The 24,652-nt window shown below is 53.8% G+C and carries 27 protein-coding genes; 9 read left to right on the top strand and 18 right to left on the bottom strand.

What is annotated here, in order from left to right:
* The first annotated feature begins 130 nt into the window (after positions 1–130).
* Positions 131–538 (top strand): membrane protein insertion efficiency factor YidD, encoded by a 408-nt coding sequence (gene yidD, locus DKB71_RS37760; RefSeq protein ID WP_408601748.1) that lies wholly within the window; start codon positions 131–133, stop codon positions 536–538.
* Here yidD and DKB71_RS37755 read toward each other — a convergent pair.
* Positions 535–2,046: a hypothetical protein gene (locus tag DKB71_RS37755; RefSeq protein WP_408601746.1), complete on the bottom strand. Its 1,512-nt coding sequence runs from the start codon at positions 2,044–2,046 to the stop codon at positions 535–537. The genes yidD and DKB71_RS37755 overlap by 4 nt on opposite strands.
* A gap of 220 nt (positions 2,047–2,266) precedes the next feature.
* On the opposite strand from DKB71_RS37755, the gene DKB71_RS37750 reads away from it, so the two are divergent.
* Complete coding sequence (locus DKB71_RS37750) at positions 2,267–2,935, top strand: hypothetical protein (protein ID WP_408601744.1); 669 nt, start codon at positions 2,267–2,269, stop codon at positions 2,933–2,935.
* Between the two features lie 7 nt (positions 2,936–2,942).
* Here DKB71_RS37750 and DKB71_RS37745 read toward each other — a convergent pair whose 3' ends face one another.
* The 6 genes from DKB71_RS37745 to DKB71_RS37720 form a co-directional block, all read right to left on the bottom strand.
* On the bottom strand, positions 2,943–3,350 hold the full coding sequence (locus tag DKB71_RS37745; RefSeq protein ID WP_408601743.1) for a hypothetical protein: 408 nt from the start codon (positions 3,348–3,350) through the stop codon (positions 2,943–2,945).
* A gap of 65 nt (positions 3,351–3,415) precedes the next feature.
* Positions 3,416–3,781 (bottom strand): hypothetical protein, encoded by a 366-nt coding sequence (locus DKB71_RS37740; RefSeq protein WP_408601742.1) that lies wholly within the window; start codon positions 3,779–3,781, stop codon positions 3,416–3,418.
* Between the two features lie 306 nt (positions 3,782–4,087).
* Positions 4,088–4,441: a hypothetical protein gene (locus tag DKB71_RS37735; RefSeq protein ID WP_408601741.1), complete on the bottom strand. Its 354-nt coding sequence runs from the start codon at positions 4,439–4,441 to the stop codon at positions 4,088–4,090.
* A gap of 68 nt (positions 4,442–4,509) precedes the next feature.
* Complete coding sequence (locus DKB71_RS37730; protein WP_408601740.1) at positions 4,510–4,860, bottom strand: hypothetical protein; 351 nt, start codon at positions 4,858–4,860, stop codon at positions 4,510–4,512.
* 27 nt (positions 4,861–4,887) lie between these two features.
* Positions 4,888–5,214 (bottom strand): type II toxin-antitoxin system PemK/MazF family toxin, encoded by a 327-nt coding sequence (locus tag DKB71_RS37725; RefSeq protein WP_408601739.1) that lies wholly within the window; start codon positions 5,212–5,214, stop codon positions 4,888–4,890.
* A complete protein-coding gene (locus tag DKB71_RS37720; RefSeq protein WP_408601738.1) occupies positions 5,211–5,471 on the bottom strand; it encodes an AbrB/MazE/SpoVT family DNA-binding domain-containing protein in 261 nt (86 codons plus the stop codon). The genes DKB71_RS37725 and DKB71_RS37720 overlap by 4 nt, the downstream gene beginning before the upstream one ends.
* A gap of 143 nt (positions 5,472–5,614) precedes the next feature.
* Between DKB71_RS37720 and DKB71_RS37715 the strand changes: the two genes are divergently transcribed.
* Positions 5,615–5,845, top strand: coding sequence for a hypothetical protein (locus tag DKB71_RS37715; RefSeq protein ID WP_408601737.1), 231 nt, complete (start codon positions 5,615–5,617; stop codon positions 5,843–5,845).
* 77 nt (positions 5,846–5,922) lie between these two features.
* Here the strand turns inward: DKB71_RS37715 and DKB71_RS37710 are convergent, their stop codons facing one another.
* The 3 genes from DKB71_RS37710 to DKB71_RS37700 form a co-directional block, all read right to left on the bottom strand.
* Entirely contained in the window at positions 5,923–6,330 is a 408-nt protein-coding gene (locus DKB71_RS37710) for a hypothetical protein (protein ID WP_408601736.1), read from the bottom strand.
* A gap of 9 nt (positions 6,331–6,339) precedes the next feature.
* The gene (locus tag DKB71_RS37705; protein WP_408601735.1) at positions 6,340–7,011 is read right to left on the bottom strand and encodes a hypothetical protein; all 672 of its coding nucleotides are present in this window, start codon (positions 7,009–7,011) and stop codon (positions 6,340–6,342) included.
* A gap of 67 nt (positions 7,012–7,078) precedes the next feature.
* Complete coding sequence (locus DKB71_RS37700; RefSeq protein WP_408601734.1) at positions 7,079–7,801, bottom strand: hypothetical protein; 723 nt, start codon at positions 7,799–7,801, stop codon at positions 7,079–7,081.
* A gap of 236 nt (positions 7,802–8,037) precedes the next feature.
* On the opposite strand from DKB71_RS37700, the gene DKB71_RS37695 reads away from it, so the two are divergent.
* The 5 genes from DKB71_RS37695 to DKB71_RS37675 all read left to right on the top strand — a co-directional run bounded on the left by DKB71_RS37695 (position 8,038) and on the right by DKB71_RS37675 (position 10,165).
* Positions 8,038–8,283 carry a hypothetical protein gene (locus DKB71_RS37695; protein ID WP_408601733.1) on the top strand — a complete coding sequence of 82 codons (246 nt, stop codon included), beginning with the start codon at positions 8,038–8,040 and terminating at the stop codon, positions 8,281–8,283.
* A 131-nt stretch (positions 8,284–8,414) separates the two neighbouring features.
* Positions 8,415–8,762 (top strand): hypothetical protein, encoded by a 348-nt coding sequence (locus DKB71_RS37690; RefSeq protein WP_408601731.1) that lies wholly within the window; start codon positions 8,415–8,417, stop codon positions 8,760–8,762.
* Between the two features lie 58 nt (positions 8,763–8,820).
* Positions 8,821–8,988 carry a hypothetical protein gene (locus DKB71_RS37685; RefSeq protein WP_408601730.1) on the top strand — a complete coding sequence of 56 codons (168 nt, stop codon included), beginning with the start codon at positions 8,821–8,823 and terminating at the stop codon, positions 8,986–8,988.
* Between the two features lie 641 nt (positions 8,989–9,629).
* A complete protein-coding gene (locus DKB71_RS37680) occupies positions 9,630–9,995 on the top strand; it encodes a hypothetical protein (protein ID WP_408601729.1) in 366 nt (121 codons plus the stop codon).
* Positions 9,992–10,165 (top strand): hypothetical protein, encoded by a 174-nt coding sequence (locus DKB71_RS37675; RefSeq protein ID WP_408601728.1) that lies wholly within the window; start codon positions 9,992–9,994, stop codon positions 10,163–10,165. The genes DKB71_RS37680 and DKB71_RS37675 overlap by 4 nt, the downstream gene beginning before the upstream one ends.
* A gap of 37 nt (positions 10,166–10,202) precedes the next feature.
* On the opposite strand, the gene DKB71_RS37670 is transcribed toward DKB71_RS37675, so the two are convergent.
* The 5 genes from DKB71_RS37670 to DKB71_RS37650 all read right to left on the bottom strand — a co-directional run bounded on the left by DKB71_RS37670 (position 10,203) and on the right by DKB71_RS37650 (position 16,709).
* Positions 10,203–11,375, bottom strand: coding sequence for a hypothetical protein (locus tag DKB71_RS37670; protein WP_408601727.1), 1,173 nt, complete (start codon positions 11,373–11,375; stop codon positions 10,203–10,205).
* Positions 11,372–11,617: a hypothetical protein gene (locus tag DKB71_RS37665; RefSeq protein ID WP_408601726.1), complete on the bottom strand. Its 246-nt coding sequence runs from the start codon at positions 11,615–11,617 to the stop codon at positions 11,372–11,374. The genes DKB71_RS37670 and DKB71_RS37665 overlap by 4 nt, the downstream gene beginning before the upstream one ends.
* A 31-nt stretch (positions 11,618–11,648) precedes the next feature.
* The gene (locus DKB71_RS37660; RefSeq protein WP_408601725.1) at positions 11,649–12,830 is read right to left on the bottom strand and encodes a hypothetical protein; all 1,182 of its coding nucleotides are present in this window, start codon (positions 12,828–12,830) and stop codon (positions 11,649–11,651) included.
* Positions 12,831–12,922: 92 nt separating this feature from the next.
* Positions 12,923–14,638 carry a hypothetical protein gene (locus DKB71_RS37655; protein WP_408601724.1) on the bottom strand — a complete coding sequence of 572 codons (1,716 nt, stop codon included), beginning with the start codon at positions 14,636–14,638 and terminating at the stop codon, positions 12,923–12,925.
* A gap of 364 nt (positions 14,639–15,002) precedes the next feature.
* Positions 15,003–16,709, bottom strand: a complete 1,707-nt coding sequence (locus DKB71_RS37650; protein ID WP_408601723.1) for an RNA repair transcriptional activator RtcR family protein — start codon at positions 16,707–16,709, stop codon at positions 15,003–15,005.
* 98 nt (positions 16,710–16,807) lie between these two features.
* On the opposite strand from DKB71_RS37650, the gene DKB71_RS37645 reads away from it, so the two are divergent.
* Positions 16,808–18,325, top strand: a complete 1,518-nt coding sequence (locus tag DKB71_RS37645) for a vWA domain-containing protein (RefSeq protein WP_408601722.1) — start codon at positions 16,808–16,810, stop codon at positions 18,323–18,325.
* Positions 18,326–18,951: 626 nt separating this feature from the next.
* Here the strand turns inward: DKB71_RS37645 and DKB71_RS37640 are convergent.
* The 3 genes from DKB71_RS37640 to DKB71_RS37630 all read right to left on the bottom strand — a co-directional run bounded on the left by DKB71_RS37640 (position 18,952) and on the right by DKB71_RS37630 (position 24,562).
* Positions 18,952–20,685, bottom strand: coding sequence for a hypothetical protein (locus DKB71_RS37640; RefSeq protein ID WP_408601720.1), 1,734 nt, complete (start codon positions 20,683–20,685; stop codon positions 18,952–18,954).
* 14 nt (positions 20,686–20,699) lie between these two features.
* Positions 20,700–22,571, bottom strand: a complete 1,872-nt coding sequence (locus DKB71_RS37635; protein WP_408601719.1) for a hypothetical protein — start codon at positions 22,569–22,571, stop codon at positions 20,700–20,702.
* 95 nt (positions 22,572–22,666) lie between these two features.
* On the bottom strand, positions 22,667–24,562 hold the full coding sequence (locus tag DKB71_RS37630) for a hypothetical protein (RefSeq protein ID WP_408601717.1): 1,896 nt from the start codon (positions 24,560–24,562) through the stop codon (positions 22,667–22,669).
* Positions 24,563–24,652 lie beyond the last annotated feature (90 nt).

Here is a 24,652-nt window from a genome sequence, read left to right as displayed (position 1 = left end):
GTATCGCCGGTTAAGCGCGGGCAAAATCCAAGCAACTCGCCCTTTCGCCGTAGGCGGCTGAATCAGTGGCAACCTGTGCCAAAGTGTTTCATGATATATGCCTTATATTGACATACCAATGGTGCACCTCATGAAAACGCTATATCGCCTGGCTATCGGCGTCTACCAGCAGAAGATTTCGCCCCATAAGGGCTTTCGCTGTGCCTATTCGGTTGAGCACGGCGGGCCCGGCTGCTCCGGCGCGGTTCTGTCGATCCTGGAGGATAAGGGGCTGTTCAGCGGGTGGGGTCTGATCAAGCAGCGCTTCCACAGCTGCGACAGCGCGGCAAAGGAGCGTGAGGAACGCAAGAAGCGCGAGAAACGTGACGGGAAGCCGGGCAAAAGCCCTTCAGGGCCCTGCAGCCTTCCAAGGGCGGCTGATGCTTGTGGTGACGTCGGTGACTGCATTCCAAGCAGCAAATGCGATGGGCCCTGCGACGGCCCGTGCGACATCAGTACGAGTCTCAGGGCCATCGTGACGGGGATTGTAAGACGTTAAACGCCTAACTCTTGGATGAACACCTGACCGTGGATGCGGTAGTCATCCCACTTGATGGCCTTTATCTGTTCATCCGTGATCGCCTTGCAGTACACCCGCAGCTCATCGAGGCGATCTTTGGTTAGGTCTTTCAGCATGTGGTGTTTGGTTTTGTCCTCAAACACCGCTGCGATCAAGGCAATCACTTCCTGATTTTGCTTCTCGTTTTTGTTGTAGACCGCGTGCGTCTTCATCAGACAAGCCCCAAAAATCAGGTTGTCGACATCGATTTCCCCTTTGGCCTTGGCCTCATCAGGGATCTCGCCATTGGTCATGATGTAGACCGCCGTGTGACGAGCCATCTTCACCGGGTCATCACCGATGAGCCCTCCCCGCGTCGTGAAAATCGCGTCGAGGAAGAATGTCGACTTGCGAGGGGCGTAATCCTTGTTCTTGATTTCCGAGAGGATGCACCAGTCAATGTCCATGCTCAGGGCATTGCGGTAGTGCTTCAGGTAATCGAGGTGCTCTTTGACCTCGTAATTTTTCCTCGAAAAGCCTTCCAGAGTTCCGGGGATTCCTTGTTTCTCCCAGGTACTGGTCAGCATCGCGTGATTGTTCTCGTCCAGGGTGTCGTTCTTCACGAGGCCGGCAAGGCAGGCCGATAGAAACACCTCATCCAAAAACTCACTTGGCGGCAGGTTCGACAGGTCAAAAGAAGATCTCTTTGCGTCGACGACATGCCCGTACAGGTCATTCTGCAAATACGATGACCGGCCCAACTCCACATACAGATCGGCATCGGTTTCTGCCAGGCGCACCAGCAGTCCTTCGTCCTTCACACTTCTGATGACGGACACCAGATGGGTAACCAGGTTGCTGGAGTTGGTGACCATGTTCACGGCAAAGTCATTCAGGTAGTTTTCCTGATTGCCACGCAGGTACTCGATTACAAAATCATGATCGCCTTCGTTTGAGCACACGGCGAGCAGCGCAAAGACCAGCTGCTGCTGGTACAGGTCAGTCAGCTTCGTGTGGTCAAAGGCCCACTGCTTTTCGACCAGGGCGATGAGCGCCGATTTGCAGATGTCGACTGGAGGCTTGACCTCATCCCGATCCAAAACCTGCTCTACCAGGCCGTTGCTTGAGGTGAGCCATACGGCACCCAGCCTTAGAGCTTCTCTGGCAAGGGCGTATGAGGTCTCATCAGCCTGTCTCCAGAAAGCCTTGTGTACCGCGCCGTTTAGCAGGACTGGATCCGGAACGATGTTGAAGACAGCCTCCAGCTGGCCGTCTGCGAAAAGCTGCCCGTTAGCGTTTAGCAGTAGATGTTCCGCGCTTCTTTGAATGCGGTACTGCAGCACTGAATTCTGAGGTGTAGATGGGCTTTTGTGGAGGTGCTCTTGAGCTTCCATGACGCATTTAGCGAGGTCACGCGTACTGCCTTCAAGGGAACCTATATGCGAAGCGCGTGCACGCTTCTCTATCGCGGTTAGCTCATCGAGGCGCTTAATAAATTGATCTGACACGAGGGTCTCCTGTTTTCCCCAATCTACTTTAAGCGTTGGAGGCAAGTACAGCGCTTGATTATACGGATCTGACGGATAATCGAGGGATCATTATCTGGATATAGCGAATAATCGATATGCATTTGTGCAAGTATCCTATAGAATGGCCATACGCCACCAAACTAGGTGGCACCGCAATTTATGATTGGCATTGATGCCAGGTTTAGACGAAGGATCGTGCATGAACATCATCACCTATTCCATCTCTCAGAAGACCCTGGGCGAACTGTTCTCGAGAGTATTCAAGACCGAGTACTTCTATGAATTCCTCATAGACGAAGACTTGAAGGTGATGGATATCCTCATGCTCGGCGTTAGGTCTGCAGACGTAGTGGATTCTGAGGCGCTGAAAGGCTATCAGGGCTCCAAAAAATGGATGGAGATGATGTTCGCGGCCATCGAGCACACCTACCCGGAAGAAGACATCGAGAGTAGGTTGGCCATGGCAGCCAAAGCGGCTGTTCACTTTCGTGAGTCGATGGAGGCGGAAGCTTGGTTTGAATTTGTCAGTGAGCCTGGCAAGCAGCTCAGAAAGACTCACCACATGCTGGTGACCATGTACATCGAAGCCATGATTGCTGCGGCCCTGGAATCTGGCCATCCTACGATCATGATTGATCTGCTTGGACTGTCCATCCCGAGGGGAGACCTGCTGTATCAGTCAGGCCCCTTCCACGGAGCAATACTCAGCTACGTAAAAGGACACCCGGATGTGGTCGAGCTGTTTAAGTCCGGTGCACCAAGCAAGCAACTCGCCCAGCTTGCCATGAAACATGATATCTCGGGTCTTGGATCGCTACTGGATCTGGAAGATCGAGGCCCAGTGTTTACCAATGAGCTGGGCATCTAACCCAGCCTCAGGCCTTCTCTTCCGCTTTTGGAGCCATCGGCATTTCGGTCTCTGGATCCGGATCTATGGTCAAATGGCCTATCGCTTCCCAATCAGCGATGTTGATCATATCGAGCCTGTCCGCGATACGCATTCCAACTGGGATCTTGCCCAGCTTGATGAGGTAGGACAGAGAGCCGGCGCAAACATTGGCCTCACCGGTGATGATCTCGTTACCGTCATCATCGAGCTCGACATCTGTCTTCTTAATCGTCTTGTGGCAAGGAAACATCCCCTTATCATCCTGTGTCAGGTCGCTAATGATCCCCTCCACTCGACCAGGGCGCAGCTTGATCGCACCGACCTTAAGGAACGGGCAATTCGCGCAAGGCTTCTTCAGCTTAAAGGCTGTGTCGATGTCGAACTCAATACTCATCCATGCCTACCTGTATCTAATTGCCAGCATCTTAAAGCTAGCCGAGACCGAATGCTACGACTCCCCTACTCCTTAGGCAGAGAGAGGTACGCCAGGGTCATGCGGTGCAGATTGTCGTTGAGAAGCAGCAGCGGCTGATCGTGAACTCGGCTCCCCGTATAGATCGGCTGTCCTTGTTCGCAGCCAACCTCAAAGAGTCTTTGATCGCCGGTCGATGCCGGGCCCAATGCCCGCGACATGACTTCAAACTCACTTTCCAGGTTGTAGAACTCGACGGATCTCTCAGGAACTCGCCAGAGATGAGTGAGGCTTTCGCTTATGACCAGCTTGGCGTCATCTCTGGTCTCAGCGTCGACAAAGACCACCCGCTCCATGGCTTTGGAGTCAGACCAGAGTTCGTCGGTGCTGTAGGCAATGGCTCGAAAGATCATTCTGGCTCAATCCTTTGTTGGGTCGGCCCAGAATAAATCATCAACCACCGCAGAAATAGTGCTGTCTTTCCAGCTGTCAGATCACCTGATACCCCTCAGGCTTAGCTTCGGCCTTTCGACCTATTAGGGACTCGAACCCTCAATTCACCAGTTCTCGATCAGCGATCCGGAATTGAACCGGCCTGCTCTGTCGCAGCGCTTAACTGCTGCTTTGGACATGAATCTAGCATTCGCCAAATCGATCTCCAAACCAGCTGCCTGGCCGGCAGGATAGCACCCTGACCGGCCAGCAACCTACCTGCAGCCTCAGGCGAGGAACTTACCGCCCATTTCAGCTACCAGCACCTTGAATTCTTCGAGCTTATCCCTGGGGATGCCGCAGACAACTCCGGTGTGGGTCTGGGCAAACTTCCACTTCGTAAAGTACTCGTCGAGGCTCTCACGGAAGGAATCATCCTTCGACATAATCATGCCGGAAAGAATTTCGATAACGGCATCATCAGCAATGCTATTGATATCAGGTTCGCTTACGTCTTCACCGTTGATTTTGAGCAGCACATCATCATGCCAAAGGGCGCCCCCTTTATGGTCGATCCAGTATCTTTCGTCCTTGTAGAAGGCTTTCAGATCGGCGCCGGTGGTTTTGACGATTTCGCTCATGTTTACGTCCCTTAGTTCAATATGGCTAGAGGCCATTAATAGCACGCACTACCGCTTTTGTCTTCAGATCAACCTTTGGTCGTGCCGCCGAACTTCGCAACCATCTCCAAGAAGGCCTCGACCCGCTGCTTTGGAATACTGCAGACAATCTCGGAGTGCGACTGATCTTTCTGCCACTTGCGGAAATAGGCGTCGAAGTCTTCATCGACCGAGTCGTCATTCGAAATCACGCCGCCATTTACAATCTCAACGGTGGCTGCGTCATCGATACCATGGATATCTGGCGATTCGTTAAGTTTACCGTTGATTCTCAACGACACTTCCTCGTGCCACACCTCGGTCACGCCGCCTTCCGGCCAGAACTTCGAGTCCCGGTAGAAAGCTTTCAACTCGGCGCCAGTGGTTATTACGTTTCTCATGGGGACTCCCTTTTGTTCGTTTTGGCCTCAAAGACCGTTGATTGCCCGCAGTTTGGCTTTGGTCTCTTCCATCACATCAGGAGAGGCCCGGTCGACTACCAGCGCAAAGCGCTCACACAGATCCAGCGACCTTACCAGGTTCAGCAGGATGTGACCTTTCTGGCCACACTCACGCAGCTGAACTGAAACACCTTCGAAGCGCCCTACTGGGCCTTCAACGATTGGCGCCACCAGAGGCATACCCAGAGCGTTGAATTTCGCATCGCTCAACACCAGGGCCTTGAACTGCAGCGCCTGCTGGTTTTCACCTGGGGTCATGAACTTGACGATGTCGCCGGCGCAGAAAATATTCATGCCAGACACTCCCGTCCAACCGGTTCCAAGGTGCTCCAGGCGGATAGTCCCGCAGGAACCGCCGCAGAAGGATCGCACTGAGCCGCAAGGGCCTCGATGTCGAACACAGGCTTGGTCACTACTGGCTTCAGTCTCAGTTCACTGCCGACCTGCTCCATTTCGAAAGAATCGCCGATTTTCACGCCAAGTTCCTTTAGCAACTGTGCTGGGAAACGAATGCCCGAGCTATTGCCGCAGCGTTGGATCTTCAACTTCAAGGTTACATCCCTCTAAAAGTGATTACATTGTATATACGGAAATAGCTAAGGTAAAGGCCACAACCAAACAAAAGGCATTTATTGACACCAGAAAGCTATCAAAATACCATCGACGTCATCAGCCACTGAACAAGGAGAGCCACATGATTTGTGCAACCGTTGGCGACATGAAAAAACTCATCGAAAACGCCAAGGACGATGATGTCCTGGTGTTTCAGATCTACTCCGAGAATCAGCCGGATGTGCTGCGATTCTCCAGCGAGATCGCCGATGCCTCAACCCTGACCGCTGATCATAAGTTCGGTCAGCAGACCACCGATGGCGACCGGAATGTCATCCGGATCAAGCTGGCGCTGGATCTCGAGCCTGTGTGATTAAGCAGTAATCGCCAGACACCAAAAGGCCCCGGTTAGGGGCCTTCTTGTTTATGGAGCTCCGCTAGCCGGAGACCTCAGTTGACGGCTGTCAGGCGCCCCTCTCGGAAAGCCTTGGACAACCACCAAGGGCAATTGCGCCCGGTCGCTTCGGCCTCACGCAGTGCTGCAAAGGCCTTACGCACTTCAGATCCCCAGGCCTGCAGCTCTTCTGGCTGCAGAGTTTCGGCCAGCGACTCCAGCTGAGCCATTGCCTGCTCAAAAGTGTCGCCCGACCCATGCGGGAAACGGGTACCGGCGTTCGAACCAAGGTGGCTCTGCATCTCCACGGCTTCTGTATCGCCGCCATTCAGCTCTTCATCCACGAATTTCAAGTCTTCCATGGATGGTGCGAGGAAGATGCTGGTGTAGCCCCCGTAGCGCTGTTTGATGACACCCAGGGACAAACTCGTCCCCTCCATGATGCGGCCAATATTCGGATACATGCAGATCACTCAGTGCAGGGTGTGCTTTGGAGCATCACCAACGGGGGCGTGCTCACCTGGCATCTCCATCTCTTCTGGATGAGGAACGCCGGCTGCGCAATACGGGCACTCTTCTCCTTCCAGACCCGCCTGCATCAGCTGAGCCTGTGCCTGGCTGAGGTCTTCTGGCGAGAAATTCAAGGCTTCGTGCGGGATCATGCACATCAGCAGCCTGAAGTCGCGAGGGCCCCAGCAAACGCCCATGCGGAAGCCGTCACCTGGGCCTTGCATCTCGATGCTCAAGATGCGCAAAGAGGCGCGGAATTCCTCATCGGACAGCGTAAGTCCTACGCCCAGTTCACGAAGCAGAGCTTCGTGGTCATCGACCACTTTCTGAAGCTCGGCCAGGTCGGTGATGTGTTGGCCAGCCTGAGCGCGCACTTCGTCAGAGCTTGGAGCGGTCTCAAGGAATTTTTCCACCGCCATGCGCATCCCATCGGTAGGCAGGGCCTGGAAACAGGTGGTGAAGATGTTCTGGTCTTTGCCGAGCGCCGAGGCCACATTCGACATCAAGTCGAAGGTTTCTTCGAAAACCGCGTCAGGGTTCGAGACAGCGCGAAACAGCGTGATATCACGATTGGTATCGAGATCGAGCATTTTCACGAAGAAGTGATTGTACTCAGGGGAGAAAGTCATTTGCATTTTGATGTCTCGAATTCAGGTTGGGGCCCCGTACTAGGGCCCTGGCGTCGACTAAGCGGTGATTTGTTTAGTGCAGCGTGTGACCAGCCGGGCGAGCCGCTGGCGCTGGAGCTGCTGGCGCCGGCGCCAGCTCACCTGGATCTACGATTGTTTGTGGGTGGAAATCAGCAGGATGCGGAATCCCAGCTGCACACAGAGGACACTCGGAAGTACTGCCGGCCATCGCCTTGAGCTTTTCGATCTGCTCAGGGGTCACATCAACGTGAGTCGGAAGGAAGGCGCCGATCAGCAGAGCCTGAGGCTCAAAGGTACCAATCGAGATCTTATAACCGCCGTCGACGATGCTGATCTGCTGGATACGTAGGACTTTCTTGATTTCTTCGAACGAAAGCGCTTCCAGGCTCGCGACATATTTCGCGCTCTCCTGAGACTCGGCAATTGACGCCTTGGACTCGTCGGAATCGAGATCTGCGCCGATGGTTTTCAGGAAGTTGTGCTTTAGTTCAACGACCTTAGTCGAGTAATCGTTGATGGCCTTGCGGAAGTGCGCTTCGGTCATCGCCTCGAAGTTTCGGATGATCTGGTTTTCTGGAGCGTGCAGGATCGCGTCCAGGAGTCGCAGAGCTTCGTAGTTCTCGCCAAATTTTGGCTTGCCCTCGCCGTAGCCGATGAGCAGCAGGATCTTGTGACCGTCGTTGGTGATGTGGTGACCGGAGAAGTTTCGGCGCTCCGGGTCAAACGTGACATTCATGACTTGCGCGTTTGGCGCAGGGATATATTTGACGGTCATAGCTGTAGTCCTGGCAATAATCTGGGGGCCCACGAGGGGCTCAAGGTGCAATCAGGCCGAAATCATATGGTATAAATTGACAGACCGTCAATCGAGAACCTTAATTGGTGCAAATCCCTCAAGAGTCCAGGATAAACAGGCTCTGTACGTATCAATATTGATGCCATACCATATCGAAATTCTTGGATTACGTTGTCAATTCTATTGCCAAAAACGGCTAACCCCTTAGGAAAACCATGACGGATACCACGACGTTTACAGTCCAGATCAACGGTGGTCACGAACAGTCCCTTGTCGTAAAGACAGGCCAGTACACGCTTGCGGCAATTGCTGCCCTGGCCCTCCTCGACTATGAGCAGGCCGACGATTACGACGTCGTGAAGATTTGGGTTCCCGACCTAATCGATGGCGGCTACGGGCCATATTTCATTGCCTGGGATGGTCACACCCGTGTTCAGCCGGCTGACTCACGGAGGTGGTGATGTTCTCCAAACTTCTTGGCTGTACTAGCCCATTTTGGTGCAATACCATGTTGCGCTTATTGTGCGCAAAGCTAAGACCACGGAGGAAAAAAGCAAAGTGCGCGTCCGATAGAAGACTTAAGGACAAAGGCATGAAAATCACAGTCGGCGGCTCCACCGTGAGCATCAATGGACGAGAATTCTCTGGGCGTAACATCAGCATCGTCGGCGACAAGGTCGTGATTGACGGGGTTGAGCAGGGTAAAAGCCTCGTAGGGCCGATCAACGTGGTGGTGAATGGCAACGCTGAATCTGTTGAGACCTCTTCAGGATCGGTGGAGGTTGCTGGCTCAGCTGGCCGAGTAAAAACCATGAGCGGTAGCGTGCGCTGTGGTGACGTTTCTGGCGATGTAAGCAACATGTCCGGCGATATCAATTGCCACTCGATTGCCGGAAAAGCGAAAACGATGTCCGGTGACATCAGAGGCCTGGGCCGGTAACCGTGCCACCCACCTTTGAAAACTGAATTCCGATTATAAGGTTGAGAGAATGCAGGGAATGATGATCTGGTTTTTGGCAATTGCCGTGCTTTGGGGACTGTGGGCTGTCAGCGATGCTATCAAGGATGTAGCAAAAGAAATGCGCCGAGCCAATGACCGCTGCGAAGCGGAAAAGGCCGGAACTACGGCATCGCAGCCTGCAGAGCCGGGGCCGAAAACAGAATGAAAACGAGCTCGGTTTTGACGATCATTTCGTTGGCAATCATGCCGTTCATTGCGTGGCCAATTCTGCAGCCAGTCTTGGAGGACTATCAGCAGGTTGTCCGAGACTGCGCACAGACCAAGGCTGAACACCGAACCAAAAAACAGGAAGAAAGCTGTAAGCCTCGCGGTGCTGTCGGTCTGATTATTCCCGGCATTTTGTGAACAACAAATACACTCAATTGACAGCAGCTGAATACACCAGGGGATAGGGCCAGAAATGTTCTTTTCGGAAGAAACCAGGACGCGAACAGGGGTTGTGGTGTCAGCTACGCACCCAACGCTTGGGCCCCTCTACTGGCACTTCTCTGATGAGTCGAGCGTGGGCGGGTCAGATTACTACGGCATCACAGACCGGATTGATCTGGCCTTCTTGTTGGATGAAGGGTGGCGTGAAACCCGGTCATTCAAGATTCACAGTGACCACATTGCGCGTGTATTGCGTGAGCTCGAAGAAGACTGCGGCTTTCATCGCAAGGCAGGCCAGACATTTGACGAGTTCCGTGATTGGCTTCGTTCTGCTCAGTGGACTGACCAGCCTGGCCCAGCGAGAGAAGAACGACTGGTAGACCACGGATATTTTTATGCATGGGAGACAGTGCATACATGAACCATAAAACAGGACAGCAGCTGATTGCTGCCGAGCGCCAGCGTCAGATCGATTCTGAAGGCTGGACTGCCAGCCATGATGATCAGCATGGGCCAGAAACCCTGGAGCTGGCAGCTCTTTGTTATCGCGATGCGGTCAATCAAGACACCGCCCTGCCCTCCAAGTGGCCCTGGAGCCCTGAATGGTGGAAGCCAAAGAGTCGCCAGCGCAACCTGGAGCGTGCCGGCGCCCTGTACCAGGCAGCAGCGGAAGTCGCCGAACGGGCGCAGGACTACCAAAAGCGCGATAGCCTGCGAGACCACTCCGCAAGTTGCTCGATCCTCCTCGACAGCGTGCTCAACTCAAAGAGGCAAGACCAATGAAAGAGCGTTTTAAGATGTGGTGGTGCCAGGAAGCTTCTTATCCTGATGGTTCTGTCATGACCGGACGCGAGCTTTCGCTGCACATCGGCAAGTGTGCTCTGATGCTGGTTATCATGCCGGCTGTATTGCTCTTGTCGTTGAAACACTTTTGGCCGGTGTTCCCCGGATAGTGCCAGTGGGGCCTGGGAGACATGCTCTGCCAGGCAGCTACACGCCCAATTCCTTCATGAAAATTTGCCCCCGGTAGCTCAGTGACTCGACCTCAGCGATGAATCGGATGTCACCGGTTAGCTCATAGAGCTGGCGAAAACACTCCTCAGCAGACGGATGCACCTTGATCTGCTCAATAGTAAGCATCAGAAGAAAAATCGCGTAATCGGAACGCCCGACTCTGATGTAGGTTAAGCACTTATCGATCACCAGAAATGGGTCAATTTCCTCGCCAGCCATGTCGATTGCCACGAACGCATCGTAGGAAAGCTTGAGGAACAGCGGATAAAGATCTAGCCCGTCCCCAACCTGTCGGCACAGAAACTTCAGCGCGATATTGCTGATGTTCATTCGCTCACTCACCTTGCCAAGCAGAGCCTCCATGATCTGCAACCCACAGCGCTTGGTCATGACAGGGTCGTAAACTTGATCCAGCAAGACCTCATCATCCGCCTCCAGAGCCACTCGAACGGTTTCAAAGTATTCCTTGGTCGCCATACGCCGGCCATACCGATCCCGAACCTTTGGGATCAACGGGATCTCGACGCCATCCTCGGCAAGGGCATCGAGCTCAGCGATGAACGACCTGATGAGGTTCGAGGGGTATTTCTTCAGGAAGCCGGGATATTTGGCGTACAGATCCTCAATCGCATCGATGTCATCGTGCAAGATCGCGCTTTGAAAGAGCGTCGAAGCTGGATCTCTGGCCAACGTGTACATGTTCAAGATATCTGACTTGATCTCGCCAGTACGCTTACGCAGTAGATTCACACCACCATGAAAAATAGCCAGGGATTGGCGAGGTGTGTGGTACGGAAGCGTTGGATCGACCCAAAATCTAGACCCCAGACCCAGAAAATCCTTGAACAAACGCTCGTGGACATCCTGGTCTGCCATCAGAGCAGCACAGAAACTATTGAGCGCACGTAAGACGTCGATTTTGCCTGGTACCTCACCCTGCTCCTCATAGAAACTTGGAAGCTCGAGCAGGCAGCTAAAAATGGACTCTAGATCCACCTGCTTGTAGACATAGGCCCTGTAAAGCAGACGAAAGCCCAGGCCATCTCTTCTGCCGCATTGCTCGACAGACAGCAGCGCCGCGACGTCTTCAGCATTGAGGTCAGGTTTGAACTGATGAGCTTTGGTATTGGCCGGGATCAGAATGTTCATCCCAAAATTGGCTTTTCAGAGCCGGTGCCAGGCGCGACCCGGTAAATCACACCAAGTGTGCTGTCGCCTATGTTGTTATTGATTTGGAGCACCGAACCATCCGTGAAATGTAGGATTAGCGACTCTTCACTCGCGTCCAGTTTTGCAATGGTTTTGCCGATCAAGAGTTCGGCCTCAACGCCGGAGAGCGCGGACAGCATGGTCACTTCGCAATTCTCAGATTTGTAGTCTTCTAGGATCATGAATCTCCCCTCCAAGGGATGCTGAATAAGTTTAAACACCAAGCTCTTTGAGAAATTCCTGGCCCCGGTACTCCAGGGACTCAATGCAGGCCATGTACTTGAGGTCGCCGGTCATGCTGTAAAGCAGTTTCAGGCAGTCCTGAGCACTGTGATGCTCAAGAATCTGCTCCGGGGTGTACATGAGCAGGAACCACTGGAAGTTGCCTCGCACCCCTGAGTCTTGGCTCAAGGCGCGGCTTACGACGACATCCAAAGGAACTGGGGCGCCGGCGTAGTCCTTTGCGTAAACACGACCAAGGGCCATCACATGGTAGGCATCGACCATGTCCGCGCCAGCGGCTACATGCTTGGCCACATAAGCGGTCGCAACGCTACGCTGCGCCGGCAGTGTGATCGTCTGGTCGTTTAAAAGATCCAGCACCAGGTCGCTACCACCTCTAACCGACAGGTCAGGGTTAAAACTGGCTTCAAGGGTCTCCATCGAGCCCTTAGAGATCGCCCCCGTGATAGCCAGCCAGTAATCGCGCATGAGCCGCTGTGTATAGAACCGCGCCGTTACCCTTGGGATCGGCGGAAGGCCCTCGAAGTGCTCCTCCCCTTTCTCAGCGAATTCACGCTTGGCATGGACGATGGAGTCTACGAACTCGACGATATCATCATGATCGATTCGTTTGGCCATCCCCGGTGTCGACTCCAGGTGCTCAAGCCCCTCCAGGTCATCATGGAGCAGCGCTGACTGGATGAACGAGAAAGCCTGCCCTCCTTTGCCTGCAAAGCGTTCAAGCTCATCGTGGGGCCTCAGGGAGCCATCCCCACGGCGCACGAGCGAAATCCCGCGCTTAACCATCACAGCTGTCTCGACTTCGTTAAACGATGGGAAGCGCTTAGCACCACCCACCTTCCAGAGCAGATCCTCGGAATGGTCGAGCCAATCCTGGAAGACCTGGTCGAACTCCAGCGGGCCGATATGCGCGTAGGCGATAGCCAGGAACACCGTGCTTCGGTGTTGATCCTCACCGCCTACCGACGTGCTGGACAGCGCACGGATGATCTCAAATGGTGTGCAGCCGCTCTCTAGAGCCTGGCAAACGTGCAGGAGCTTGCCGGATCTGTCGGCACCCTCCCGATAGAAAGGATGAGCAAGGATCGACTGTTCCAGGTTTGGCAGGTGGCCGAAGATTCTGTGGAACAGTGCTGCGTTTGACTCACTCATCTCAATGACTTCCATGCGGTGAAACGAAAGATTAAGCCCCTTGGCTCTGCCAGGGAAGGCCCGACTCCCCATCTACGGGCCTATCGTATTGGCTACAGGTATCTGGATAGCAGGGACTCTTGAGGTTTAGCCAACTTGGCCGGGGCTACCTCGGTGACCTCAAGTGGCTTGAGATTGTATTTTTCGGCGAGCGTCTCGTAGCCGGCCTTGGCTCGATCCATCGTTTCCTGACTGGCAACACCCTGGTACTTGGCATAGTGCTGCGCCAGCGAGTCTTGCACATCGTTGGCCAGCTTCACTGCCCATTTATCTTCGAAATGCGCCATCTCTAACTTACGGGCAGCGATAATCTCCATCCACATCGCCATGGAAGCTGGTGTGTCTATCAGTTTTTCTTCTGCAAGACGCATTTCCCCAGGAAAATAGCTCCCGGTCTTGGTCATGAAGTGCTTCTCCATCAGATACTTTGCGATCTGAGGAATTTCAACCTTGTCTTTCAATTGAATGGCAGCAGGGTCGATTTCGGGAAGGATGATGTCCAGAGCCCAGGCGGTTTTGTGATCGAAGTCTTTGACGTAGGCAATCCGTGCTGGCCTGAGGTAATTGGTGTACAGGTCATTGGCGCCGGTTTCGTGCATGTGGTCGAGAATGGCTACGAGGTCGCCGTAAATCTCCTCCAGGCTCTTTTGGTAGCGGTACTGCTGGATGTCGAGCTCACGAACTGCCCCGTTATCGACTTGGAAGAAGCAGTGACCTGTTTCATGCGATTTGACGAAGAAGTCATGCAGATTCTTTTCGACGATCATGCCCGTCTGGTCGCCAAATTCGGAAAAGTGACCATCCTTGCTTACCGGCGCAGTCTGCTCATACGAAACGATGCAGAGCCCATCATCGGAGTATTTCCCCTTCTCGGCCAGCATCGCCACACCAACGGTCTGGTCGTTGTAGAAGCTACGAACAGCATCACGAACTGACTTTTTTTGCAGGTTGTCGAGATAGTTGCTGAAGAGCTTCACGCTGTCGAACTCACCAGCACGAACGATTTTGTGCATTTCAACCTTGTCTTGGGCCATGACGGTTTCAATGGCCGGCCTTGTGTCCAGGTTGACGTAACCAAGACCACTGGCGGTGTGTAGAAAACTTGCACCATAGATCCCGGTAAGCCCAAGGCCTGCCACTACCGTGGCAACCGCACCGAGCTTCAGCCCAGCAATCAGGAATCGTGCAAGCGGCCCTTGCTTGAGCGTCTCGACTTCCTTCGTTTCAGGTACAGCATCAACGAGCGTGAGGAAATTTCGGGTTTCATTTGGGTGCTTTTCTACCCATGCAGAATCGGTGATGTCTGCCTTGATGCTGGCCAGCGGCGTATCGCCAGTCTGAAAGGCTTTGATTTGGTTAAGGCCGGCATTATAGGTTCCCAGGATCGTCATGTCCTGACAGGCCCGCTTCGTCATTTCAGACAGGGCCTTGGGCGCTTGGCTGCCACCCAGGAGCGAGGTCAGGTCTTGGGGATAGATCTCACCCAGGCAAGTATCAATCTCGGCGTACAGCGGCGTATAGAGCGCCGCGTTATCAGTCAGGAGGGCGCTCGTCAGCATCAGCCCTTTGGATTTCGGGCTCAATGCACCCAGAAATTCCGAGCTTGGATTTTCCACAGCAATGTTCTGGCGGGTGGCCGCGAGCGAGAGCAGGCTTTCCATGACTGGCGCATACCCAGACGCATCCACCTCTTCTTCCAGGTGGATCTTACGAACCGCGTATCCATCGAGTACGCCAGACAGTTTCAAATTCAGTGCATCGTTAGCCATTTGGGCCCTCCATATCCCATGATTGCATACGCCAGAAGCGCATTGAAAGTTCCGCCCTAGAGCCTGCTCTGTGTACTCGGAAGTAAAGATTCAGATAAAACCGGAAGTAAAAGGTTGATAAGCCATTTCTTCGTCTATTTCAGTCGATTACTGTCAGTTTTTTTTCAGAGGTCTCACTCCGTTTCAACCGATTGCTGGCACGATTCCCAGCTTCTCCCTCCGTTTCAATCGATTGCTGACACGATCCCGATCACCTGTCTGTATTTTTATCCTCTACTTCCAGACCGCAGCTGAATTCCCGCTTCTGCGCTCTATTCGGCAAGCGCCAAGAGCAAGCCCCATGGCGCTGCCAGGGAAGACCCGATTACCTGCGATGAATTTCCATGGCCAAGATCGCCTTAACCTGCTCAAGGGTGAGCCCGTTATCAACCAGGAGATCCCTTACCCGCTGAGATGGGTTCTTGCCCACGGAGTCCCCGAAGATCTGCCGGCCCAACGCCGCATAGCTCTTAGCCTCACCACAGAGCGCCAGCACGGCATTCAGCTGCGCCCGCTCAAGTAGGTTCATCTCTTTGCCTGGCAGCAGCTTTTCGACCAGGTCAACGGTGTTTACGGAACCGGCCACAGCGCCACCCGACCAACCTGCCCGGAGGGTCTGGATTTCGTCCTCGACCACGGCGCTATCGATCACCCCGTTGTCGCACAGAGTGGTCATACGCTCGATGGAAGCAGCCAAATCACGGAAGTTACCCGTCCACAGCGCCTCTTTGGAGGATGCGAAGGACAGGTAAGCCTGACGAGCTGGCGCCAAGAAGCGATAGCGGGTGCCGTGTTCGTGCTCCAGCTTGGCCAACTCATAACCAACGTTCGGCTCAATGTCCTCCAAGCGATCCCGCAGGCCTGGCATCGTAAACGCCCAGGTGTTGATCCGCGCCAGCAAGTCAGCCCGGAAAGTCCCCTCCCGCACGGCCTCATTGAGGTCGCGGTTGGTGCCGGCGATCAACTGAAAGTCACTTTGAACAGTCGCATCGCTACCTACCGGGTTGAAGGTCTTGTCTTCAATGGCGTGCAGCAGCATGGCCTGCTCGTCCAGACCCATTTCACCGATTTCATCAAGGAACAGCAGCCCCTTGTGCGCCTTCTTGAGCAAACCTTCCCGGTTGTCGTTGGCGCCGGTGAAGGCCCCTTTTTTGTGTCCAAACAGTGTCGACATGCAGGTATCACCCCTGAGGGTCGCGCAGTTCACTTCCACGAACTCCCCTTTGAGCAAACCGAACTGCTGCTTAACCGAGTGCAGACGGCGAGCCATGGCCGTCTTGCCGGCGCCGGTTGGCCCCATCAGCAGGATCGGGCTCTCGGACTTTGAGGCAACGCGCTGCAGCTTCGTCACCATCGTGTTGAAGGCCGCGTTTAAGGTCGGAATACCCTGCTTGAGACGATCCTCACCTTTCAGTTCTTCAAGGCGATAGCGATCCATGATCGAGTCGTAGGCCCGCAGATCTAGGTCGATCAGGGTGATCTTGCTTGATAAATCTTCAGCCTTTGAAGTCTGCGCCAGCAGGCCTGGCCAACGCCGGGACTCGACCATCTTGAAGATCGCGACCTGGATGATGTGGGTACCGGTACTGAGGTTGAACAGGTAGCGGGTATCCGCCTCGAAGGTCTCTTCCTCCCGCAGCTTGCTCATCATCAGATAGGTCGAAGGCAGATCATAAGGATCCATCTCGACCTGCTTGAGGCGCACAGAGAAGCTCATGCGGTTCGCGGCGGTCACCGCATCTTTAGCGACACGCTCTGCCAGAGCCTTGTGCTTTTCGTTGTAGAGAAGCACCAGAGTATTGATCTCCGGATCGGTCGAAGTGGCGATACCAACGTTCGGGCGCCAGCGGTTCCAGCGTTTTTCCTGAAATCCGCCGTCCAACTGGGTGCCCAAGAAGCTGTATATCACCGTATTCATCGTATCCGTCCGCATATGCTCATATGTTGTGGAATAGATTTTCCTATAGAAAGGACAGACTGTCAATTCTTGAGAATCATCGCGAATATCTTTTTGCCCAGTAAATACAGGCATTTCGAAGGTATTTTCATAGGATGATCAAAATGTTGGCATCTCACTTGCAGTACTCCTCACATCGTCTGAATGACTCAGAATGAATTTGGAGAAGTGAAATGGCTAACAAAAACGTATTCGGCTCGACTCAGGTAGTGAACCACGCAGGTGGTAAGGCTCACCTGAAGTCCTCTGAGCAAATTTTAGCATCCCTGGCTTGCACCGGCGCGTTCAACAACACGTTCTACGCTGCTGGTAAAGACCAATTGGGTCTGGTGACCGAGCACGCTAAGAACGTGTCGGATGACTACTTGGCGAAACTGGCGGTCTACGCTCGTCAGAAAGGCTTCATGAAAGACATGCCGGCCCTGCTCTGCGCAATGCTGGTAGCTCGTCAGAGCACCCTGGCGGATGTTGTGTTCGATAAGGTCATCGACAACGCTCGTATGCTGCGTAACTTCGTGCAGATCCTGCGTAGCGGCGCTGTAGGCCGTAAGTCGCTTGGTTCTAAAGCCAAGCGTCTGGTTAAGCGCTTCATCGGCAACCTGAACGACTACTCGTTGTGGGAAGCCTCTGTTGGCCGCGACCCAAGCCTGGTGGATGTGCTGAAACTGGCGCACCCAAAGGCGAAGGATGAAAATCGAAACGCGCTGTACGCCTACATCATGGGTAAACCAGTCGATGTGGCGCTGCTGCCAGACTTCATCCGCGATTACGAGGCGTTTGTTGCCGGCGAGTCGAAGTACGCACCAGTGAAGGCGCCATTCCAGAAGCTGACGGCGTTGCCGTTGTCGACTCATGATTGGGAGCGCATTGCGTCGAACGCTAAGTGGACAATGACGCGAATGAATCTCAATACGTTTCAGCGTCATGGAGTGTTCGAGAACAAAGAGATGGTTGATGTGGTTGCAGCCCGCCTTTCTGATCGTGAAAACATCATCAAGGCGCGTGCATTCCCATACCAGCTGATGACAGCCATGCTGAACGTTAGCAATGAATTGCCTCAAAAGCTGAAAGTGGCGTTGGAAGATGCTATGGAAGTGGCGCTGGAGAACGTACCAGAAATCGCGGGTAAGACTGTAATTGCCATCGACGTATCGGGTTCAATGAGCCAAGCAATTACTGGCAACCAAGGATCAGCGTCTTCGAAAGTAACTTGCTTGGATGTTGCAGCCCTGGTTGGTGCAGCACTGATGCACAAGAACCGTTCGGCGAACATCGTGACGTTTGCGTATGAAACAACCCCACTTCGGGTTGCACATGATGCAAAAGTTATGACAATCGCAAACACCATCAAGCGAAACCTTGGTGGAGGAACTAACTGCGGCAGCGTGATCAACTATTTGATCAAGAACAACATCGAAGTAGACCAACTTGTGATGGTCTCCGACAACGAGAGCTGGGCGGATAACTACCGCTCTGATTTGTCGACACTTTGGGCTCGTTACAAAGGGATGTTTCCACGGGCAAAAATGGTCAACTGCGATATCACGCCAAACCAGTATTCTGTGAGCGCAAACCGCGCTGACACCCTGATGGTTGGCGGGTTCTCGGACGAGGTGTTCAACGTCATGGCGTCCTTCTTTGAAGGTCGTACAAACCAGGTCGATGCTATCAACGCTGTATCTTTGGATTGATGTAACAACGGGAAAAGGATTTCCCAAATTTGTTCAAATTAGTTGTTGACACAAGGTTTTAATTTGATAGAGTAACACCAAGCCGAATGAGGGATTGGACTACAGGCTAAGTGTCTAACCCATAACTTGTCGGCTTACGCCAGATGCCTGCTGTGACTACATCGCATATTATTCCGTCACGCAACAACTTGCTGGCACACTAATTTAAAACATAGCGCTACGGCGATATGAAAAGCTTTAAAAGTTTTAGGTCGAATGCTTGGGGTGGGGCTACTTCTTTGGGTGAAACTACGCCTCCCCTGTTCTACTCGTCGATCTACGGCCAGATGCAGAGTGTGATTACATCTTTTAAATGTCCCATCAGACTCATTTTTTGCTGGCCACCTATACAAAAACCAGTGCTAACGCACTGGATGATTTAAAAAGTTTTGGTTCGAATGCTTGGGAAGGGGCTACTTCTATGGTGAAAACACGCCTCCCCCGCTTTTTGTCGAATCATCGGCCAGATGCCGAGCATGTCTACATCTTTTAAATGTCCCGACAGCTCATTCACTTGCTGGCCACCCTACAAAACAGAAGGCACCTTTCGAGGTGCCTTTTGTCATTTTAGCCTATTCGTTTCAGGACTAGACCCCGAGCTCCAGGGTGAACACCTTTCCCTTGGATTGCACCGGCATCTCAGTGACATAGGGCTTCATCGCCTCGGCACCGTGGATGTCCGCCAGCAGCGACCATTCTCTGGCCTTCTTGGCGTACTTCACGCACTCCTCGATGGCTGAGTCTGTGATTACAAACCTGGCGATCACCGCAGCGTCAGAGATGTCGCTAAGCGGGCTCTTCTTCCTGGCCAGGCTAGCAATCAGGTCAGACAGCGGTGGCTTCGGATCTTTGAAAGGCCACAGGCCCAGTTCGTAGGTGTCATCGAGCATGGATTTCGCCCAAGGCTCCCCATAGCTACCTAGATCCTTTCGCTTGCAGAAATCCTTGATCTCCGTGATATCCACGCTCGTTCTGCCTGAGCCCCGGATATCCCAAGCGCTCCCATCTGTTTTGCTGTTCAGTAGCACTTCTGTCTCTGGAACGCATTTAAAGCCAAGCTCCTTCAGCTCGCCCGGCGTTTCCTGCTCAAAGCACCAGTTCATCCCTTGGTTGTTCAGGCCATGAACCGTCACTGCCGTGAGTATGTCTTTCCCCTTGATCACGTCACCCTTCAAGATGAACCTCCACTGATCGTGACTCAGCACCGGGCCAAGGGCTTTGTGGATGTCTTCGCTCAGGTTCATGAAGCGAAGCGCCTTCCCGCCGTTCGATTCGTCGAAGCCAACGTCTGTTGGCCACCCCAAATTGCCTTTCGGGTGAGCATGAAGCGTCAGAAAATCTAAGGGCACGTAGTGCTCCGTAAAACTCCTCGCTGCCGCGTAGTTGTTGGTTGCCAGTACCTCAGGCCTTTCGAACTCGGCGAGGAACCGTGCTGACGTATGGCACAGGACGTGACCTTCCTTCTCAAAGACCCCATGTTTTTGCTTCATGTTCCCATAAGCCTGCATGGCGATCTGGCCGACCAGGTCATTTTTCGTTGCTGTGCATCTCAGGGTAATGCTGTTGCATTTTGGAGGCTCCGCCCCCGCCGCCAGGGCTTCATCGTGCGTCTTTTGCCAGGTATCAAAGCTCATCTGCTCATCACCGATTTTCGCCCCATGCACAGGGACGTACGGGTCTAAGAACTCGGCATAAGCTTCGAGCATGTCCGGACTGGCCCAACAAAGAATTGGGTCATACGATTTTCGATATCGGCAGCCATGGGATGCCTCGATCATGGCAACCATGAGTTCCGGTGAACTCAGGTACTCACCGCTCAATACCGGCAACTCACCTTTGAACTTCACCCTTCTCGCTATGTTAACCACGGTGTTTTTCTGGCCATACAGAAACAGGGCGCCTGCCCCATCAAGCAGGCCCGAGATCTCGGTCTTGTAGATGAGATCGATCATCGCCTTGAGCTGGGAGGCCTGTTTGATGCCGGCGAACAGATCTTGCCTGTCTGTAGGGAGCTTATAAGGCTTGTCGTTCAGTTCAAACTGACCTGGCCCGGTGTGTTTGAGGTGCGTCTTAAACGGGCCTCGCTCGCGCCACAGGTACTCCGTAAACGTTACGTCGCCATGGAAGACCGCATACAGCAGCGCTGGCGCCAGTTCCGAGGTGCGCAGTCCATTACATGCCTGGACGAGAGCCGCTCGATCCAGGTTCCAGTTCGGGTCAGAAGCAATCTTCCCCGCGTCGAATGGTTCCGAACGGTCGTAAACGGAGTTCTTGAAGAAATTCCAGGACTCAGTAAAAGCTGGAGTATTTGGCTGATTCATCGTCTCAACCCCCCTTAAACGCCCAGGTCTTTCATGAACAAGTGGCCCTTCGCCTGAAGGGATGCCTGCTCGAGGTAAGGCTTGAGCACATCGGTATCGAAGACCTCGCCCAGGACTTTCCAGTGGGCATCTGACTTTGCAACCAAAGCACACGCTTCGACGCCGGCCACCGCCAGGTATCCGCGATAGGCCCACACGGGAGCATTTGCCTCGTACGGTAGCTTTCCTTTGACCAGGTTCGTGCCGTTGTGGAACTTGCGACGTGTAAGCCCCGCCAACGCCTCTGTGACGCTTTCCGGCTGTTTCACCTGCGCAGTCCACAGTCCCATGCTGATCGCCTTGGTATGCATGTCCTGGAAGGCCTGATCACTCGGAGTATTGGTATCCATGTACGTGAAGATCACATGGTTTGGTTGCTCCTCAATTTCTTTCGCAGCACCTCCCAGGAATTTCACGTCAGTCACCGTTCCCGGCGCAAACTTGAAGCCACTCTCGTAAAGGGCGTCTACATGAGTTGACCACACGTTCAGCGAAAGGCCTCGGTTATCGATCCCGAAATCGCGGTAAAGGGCTGGCAGCGTCTCTACCTGCACGGCATCCTTGTTCAGGGTCAACAGGAACTGCACCAGATCCTTGGAGAGAATGCCGCGAACGTCCGAGCTTAGAGGCTCTGGTGTATTGAGGAGCTTGATCAGTTGGTTAAACGAATACGACTGCCTCTCCCGCAAGCTTCCAAAGCCGACCTTTGAAACCAGGCTCCGCTGGTAGACGTCCTCGAGGTTGCCATACGCCATGGCCATCAGGTCGACCGGCACGTAGCTGTGCACATACTCTCTGGCCAGGTGCTCGTTCATTGGATCTGGCTGGCCAAAATCGAATTCAGCCAGGAACTCCACGGACGTGCGGCAAAGCACCATCCCAGGATGCTTCCAGAAGCCGTGCTGGATCGACTCAGTTGCCTGATGCGCCAGGAGCAGCTCGCTTACGATATCCCGCTCAGCAGCACTCGGTACAGTGCACAGCAGGAGGTCTTTGAACGCGAGCCGATGGTCACGGTCATCCTCAGCGGTCTTTACATCGGCGAAGGTGCTTTTTTCAACATCAACAAGGCGCACAGCCTGGGCATTGTCCTGCCCCTGCCGCTTGTAGCTGTCCTCAAACACGATGTTTTGCACTGACGTGTACGGGAACAATTCATCCGAAAAATGGGCCACAAGATCCTCAGGAACCCAGCACAAGATCTGGTCGTAGGCCTTGGGCACGCAGGACGCCGCCTTCTTAGCGTAAAGTGCCGCCAGTAGCTCAGGATGCTCAATCTGCCCCCCGACTATGCTTGGCAGCGCCCCCGTGAACTCGACTTCTCTGGTCTTGGCCAGGGCCTTGCTCAGGCTGGAGCTGGAGTAGAGCTCCCCATGGTCACTGTCGACGCCAAGCATCCAACCAAGGCCTACGGTTGGCATCCACTCGATGGCCTTCGCCATATCAGCCGTAGTCTTGGCATTTCCAAGGTAAGGCTGGTTGCCCAGGTACATAGACTCCCCATTTAGCGAGGCCTGGTACTTCTCTTTCCTGACGAAATCTACTGGGATTGGCCCGTGGATTTCGACAAGGCGCTTGGCGATTTCGAGATCAGCACAAGCTGCCGACAGCGCCAGCGCCTCAGCAATATGGGGTGCAATGAGTTTTTGCAGGACGCTTTCGAGCTCGTCGGCGGTGTAAGGATCCGGAGGCGTCTTCTCACGCTCTTCCTTCGACTTGAACTGGCTTTCCGTCCAAGGCTGGTTTCGAAGCGTCAGAATCTCTTTCAGCCGGTTCAATCGCAGGTGTGGATGTGCGATTGCAGCCTCTTCGTGAGTTTTGTAAGGGAATGGAGGGTTACCGGCCATGACAAGATCCTGGTGCGTAAGCTATCCCTCTAGGATACGCACTGAGCCAGTACCTGAACAACGATACCGCTCTCCGGCGCCGGCACCCTCCTCGATTACACCCCTAAGTCGTTCGTGAACAGCTTCGCCTGTGCAGGCAATGGCGCATCCTTCAGGTAGGGCTTCATCACCTCGGTACCGAACACCGTCCGCAGCGTAACCCAATGAGCGGTCGTTTTGGCCTCCCTCACACATGCCTCCACGCCGGCTTCATACACGTAAGCTCGAAGCGCCAGAACGGGTGAATTGGTCTCGTGCGGCAACTTACCTTTGACGGTGTTGGTGTTCCACTTGCGCCGTCCGAGCGCTGTGAGCGCCTCAGGGATCGATTCCGGCTTCTTGATGGGCGTAGCCCACAATCCCATCTGGAGTGCCTTGATATGCGTGTCCTGTTGTTGCTCGTCGGACATATCCATCATCCCAATGGTAACGAAAGCCACTTGGGATGGCTTGAGTGGGGACATAGCGTCCCTAGCCTCCTCGCAATACTTCGTGTCGGTATCCGCCGCGAACCTAAAACCAGTTTGATGCAATGCATCGATATGAGCACCCCAGACCTGAACGCCTATACCCTGGTTATCGATTCCATACTCTCGTTTAAGTATCGGGAGCGACATGACGTTAACCTCTGTGCTGCCACGCTGGCTGGTCATGAAGCTCATGAGATCTTTGTTCAAGACCCCCTTGATCTGAGACCTTAGCGGCTCCGGCCCATCGAGGTGTCTCACAAGATCGTTGAAAGACTTGACTGCCTTGTCGGCGGAGTAAACGTACCCAATTTTGCCGATGTAGATGAGCGCATCTTCTTCATCCTTGCTGCCGTAGTTGCGGGCGATCAAATCAATTGGCGCGTAGTTGGAGACAAATTTCTCGCTCGCTGCCTGATTTCTTGGCTCCTGGGGCCCGAGCTCAAAGTTGCTCAGAAACCCCACTGTCGTCTGGCACAGCACCATCCCAGGTCGCTCCCAGAAACCGTGCTTAATCGACTGGTTGGCCTGATGGGAAAGCAGCATCTCCCCATCAATATCGATGCACGGCTGTGCAGTGGTGGTGCGTAGCTTCAGGTCTAGGAATCGAATACCGTCGTACGTGAGACTTGGGTTATTGGAATTTGTCCAAAGGTTGACCACTTTGTCGAGGTACGCCTTTGATACATCAGCCAGCGGAATAACTGCAGATTGATCCTCACGCGTATGCTTCAACGTGTCCCTGAAATGCATACTCTGCTCGATCTTGTAAGGAACGAGGTCATGCGGAAAGTGAGTTTCGGTTCCCTCCGGTACCCAGCAGAGGATCTTATCGAAGGCGCTTCCAAAGCTTGATCCGCTTTTGCGGTCATGCAGCGCCAGCAGTAACTCCGGATGCTCTACCAGGCCAGACACCAGGTGCGGAAGCTCACCGTCGAACTGAGTCGTTCTAACGTGCTTCAGGGCGTGCTCCAAAGCCTCGCCTTGGAACAGGTGGCTATGTTCACTCGCCTTCCCGACCATCCAGCCCATGCCTACTTCAGGAAGCCATTCCATCACCTTGGCAATATCCGCCGGCGAGATGGCGTTGCGCAGATACTCCCTGGCCCAGGTGTAAGGGAGTGGCTCGTCATTCAAAAACGTCTGGGAACCACGCACAGAGAGCTCCGTGTGGATCGGCCCATGGATCTCGAGAATCCGATTGCCAATTTCCATGTCGCCACAGAATCCAGCCTGCGCCAGCGCAACGGGCAGATAATTCTCGGGCAGCGATTGAAGGATTTGTTCGCATTCTTCTGGAGAACACGGCAACGGTGCCTTCTTCAGGGCATCTTCATTGCTCTTGAACTTAAGGTTTTCAGCCCACGGCTGGCGGCGCAGCGTCAAGATATCCAGGTACCGACTCGTGATCGCGGATTCTTCGGGTGTGGCGCGTGGGGCTTGGGCAGCACCCGATGTCGTGAGTGCAGTAGTAGTGCCGGCCATGATTTATTCCAGGTACGTGAGCTCTGCCTACAGAATACCGAGTGAGCCAACCCCCAAACAAATCCCATTAAATGTCAGGGCGCGACTACA

Origin of the sequence: Pseudomonas sp. PLMAX (assembly GCF_046042685.1) — a bacterium.
Classification (GTDB): Bacteria; Pseudomonadota; Gammaproteobacteria; order Pseudomonadales; family Pseudomonadaceae; genus Aquipseudomonas; species Aquipseudomonas putida_AE.
The sequence above is the reverse complement of the archived record's forward strand: the minus strand, read 5'-3'. Positions and strand labels throughout refer to the sequence as shown.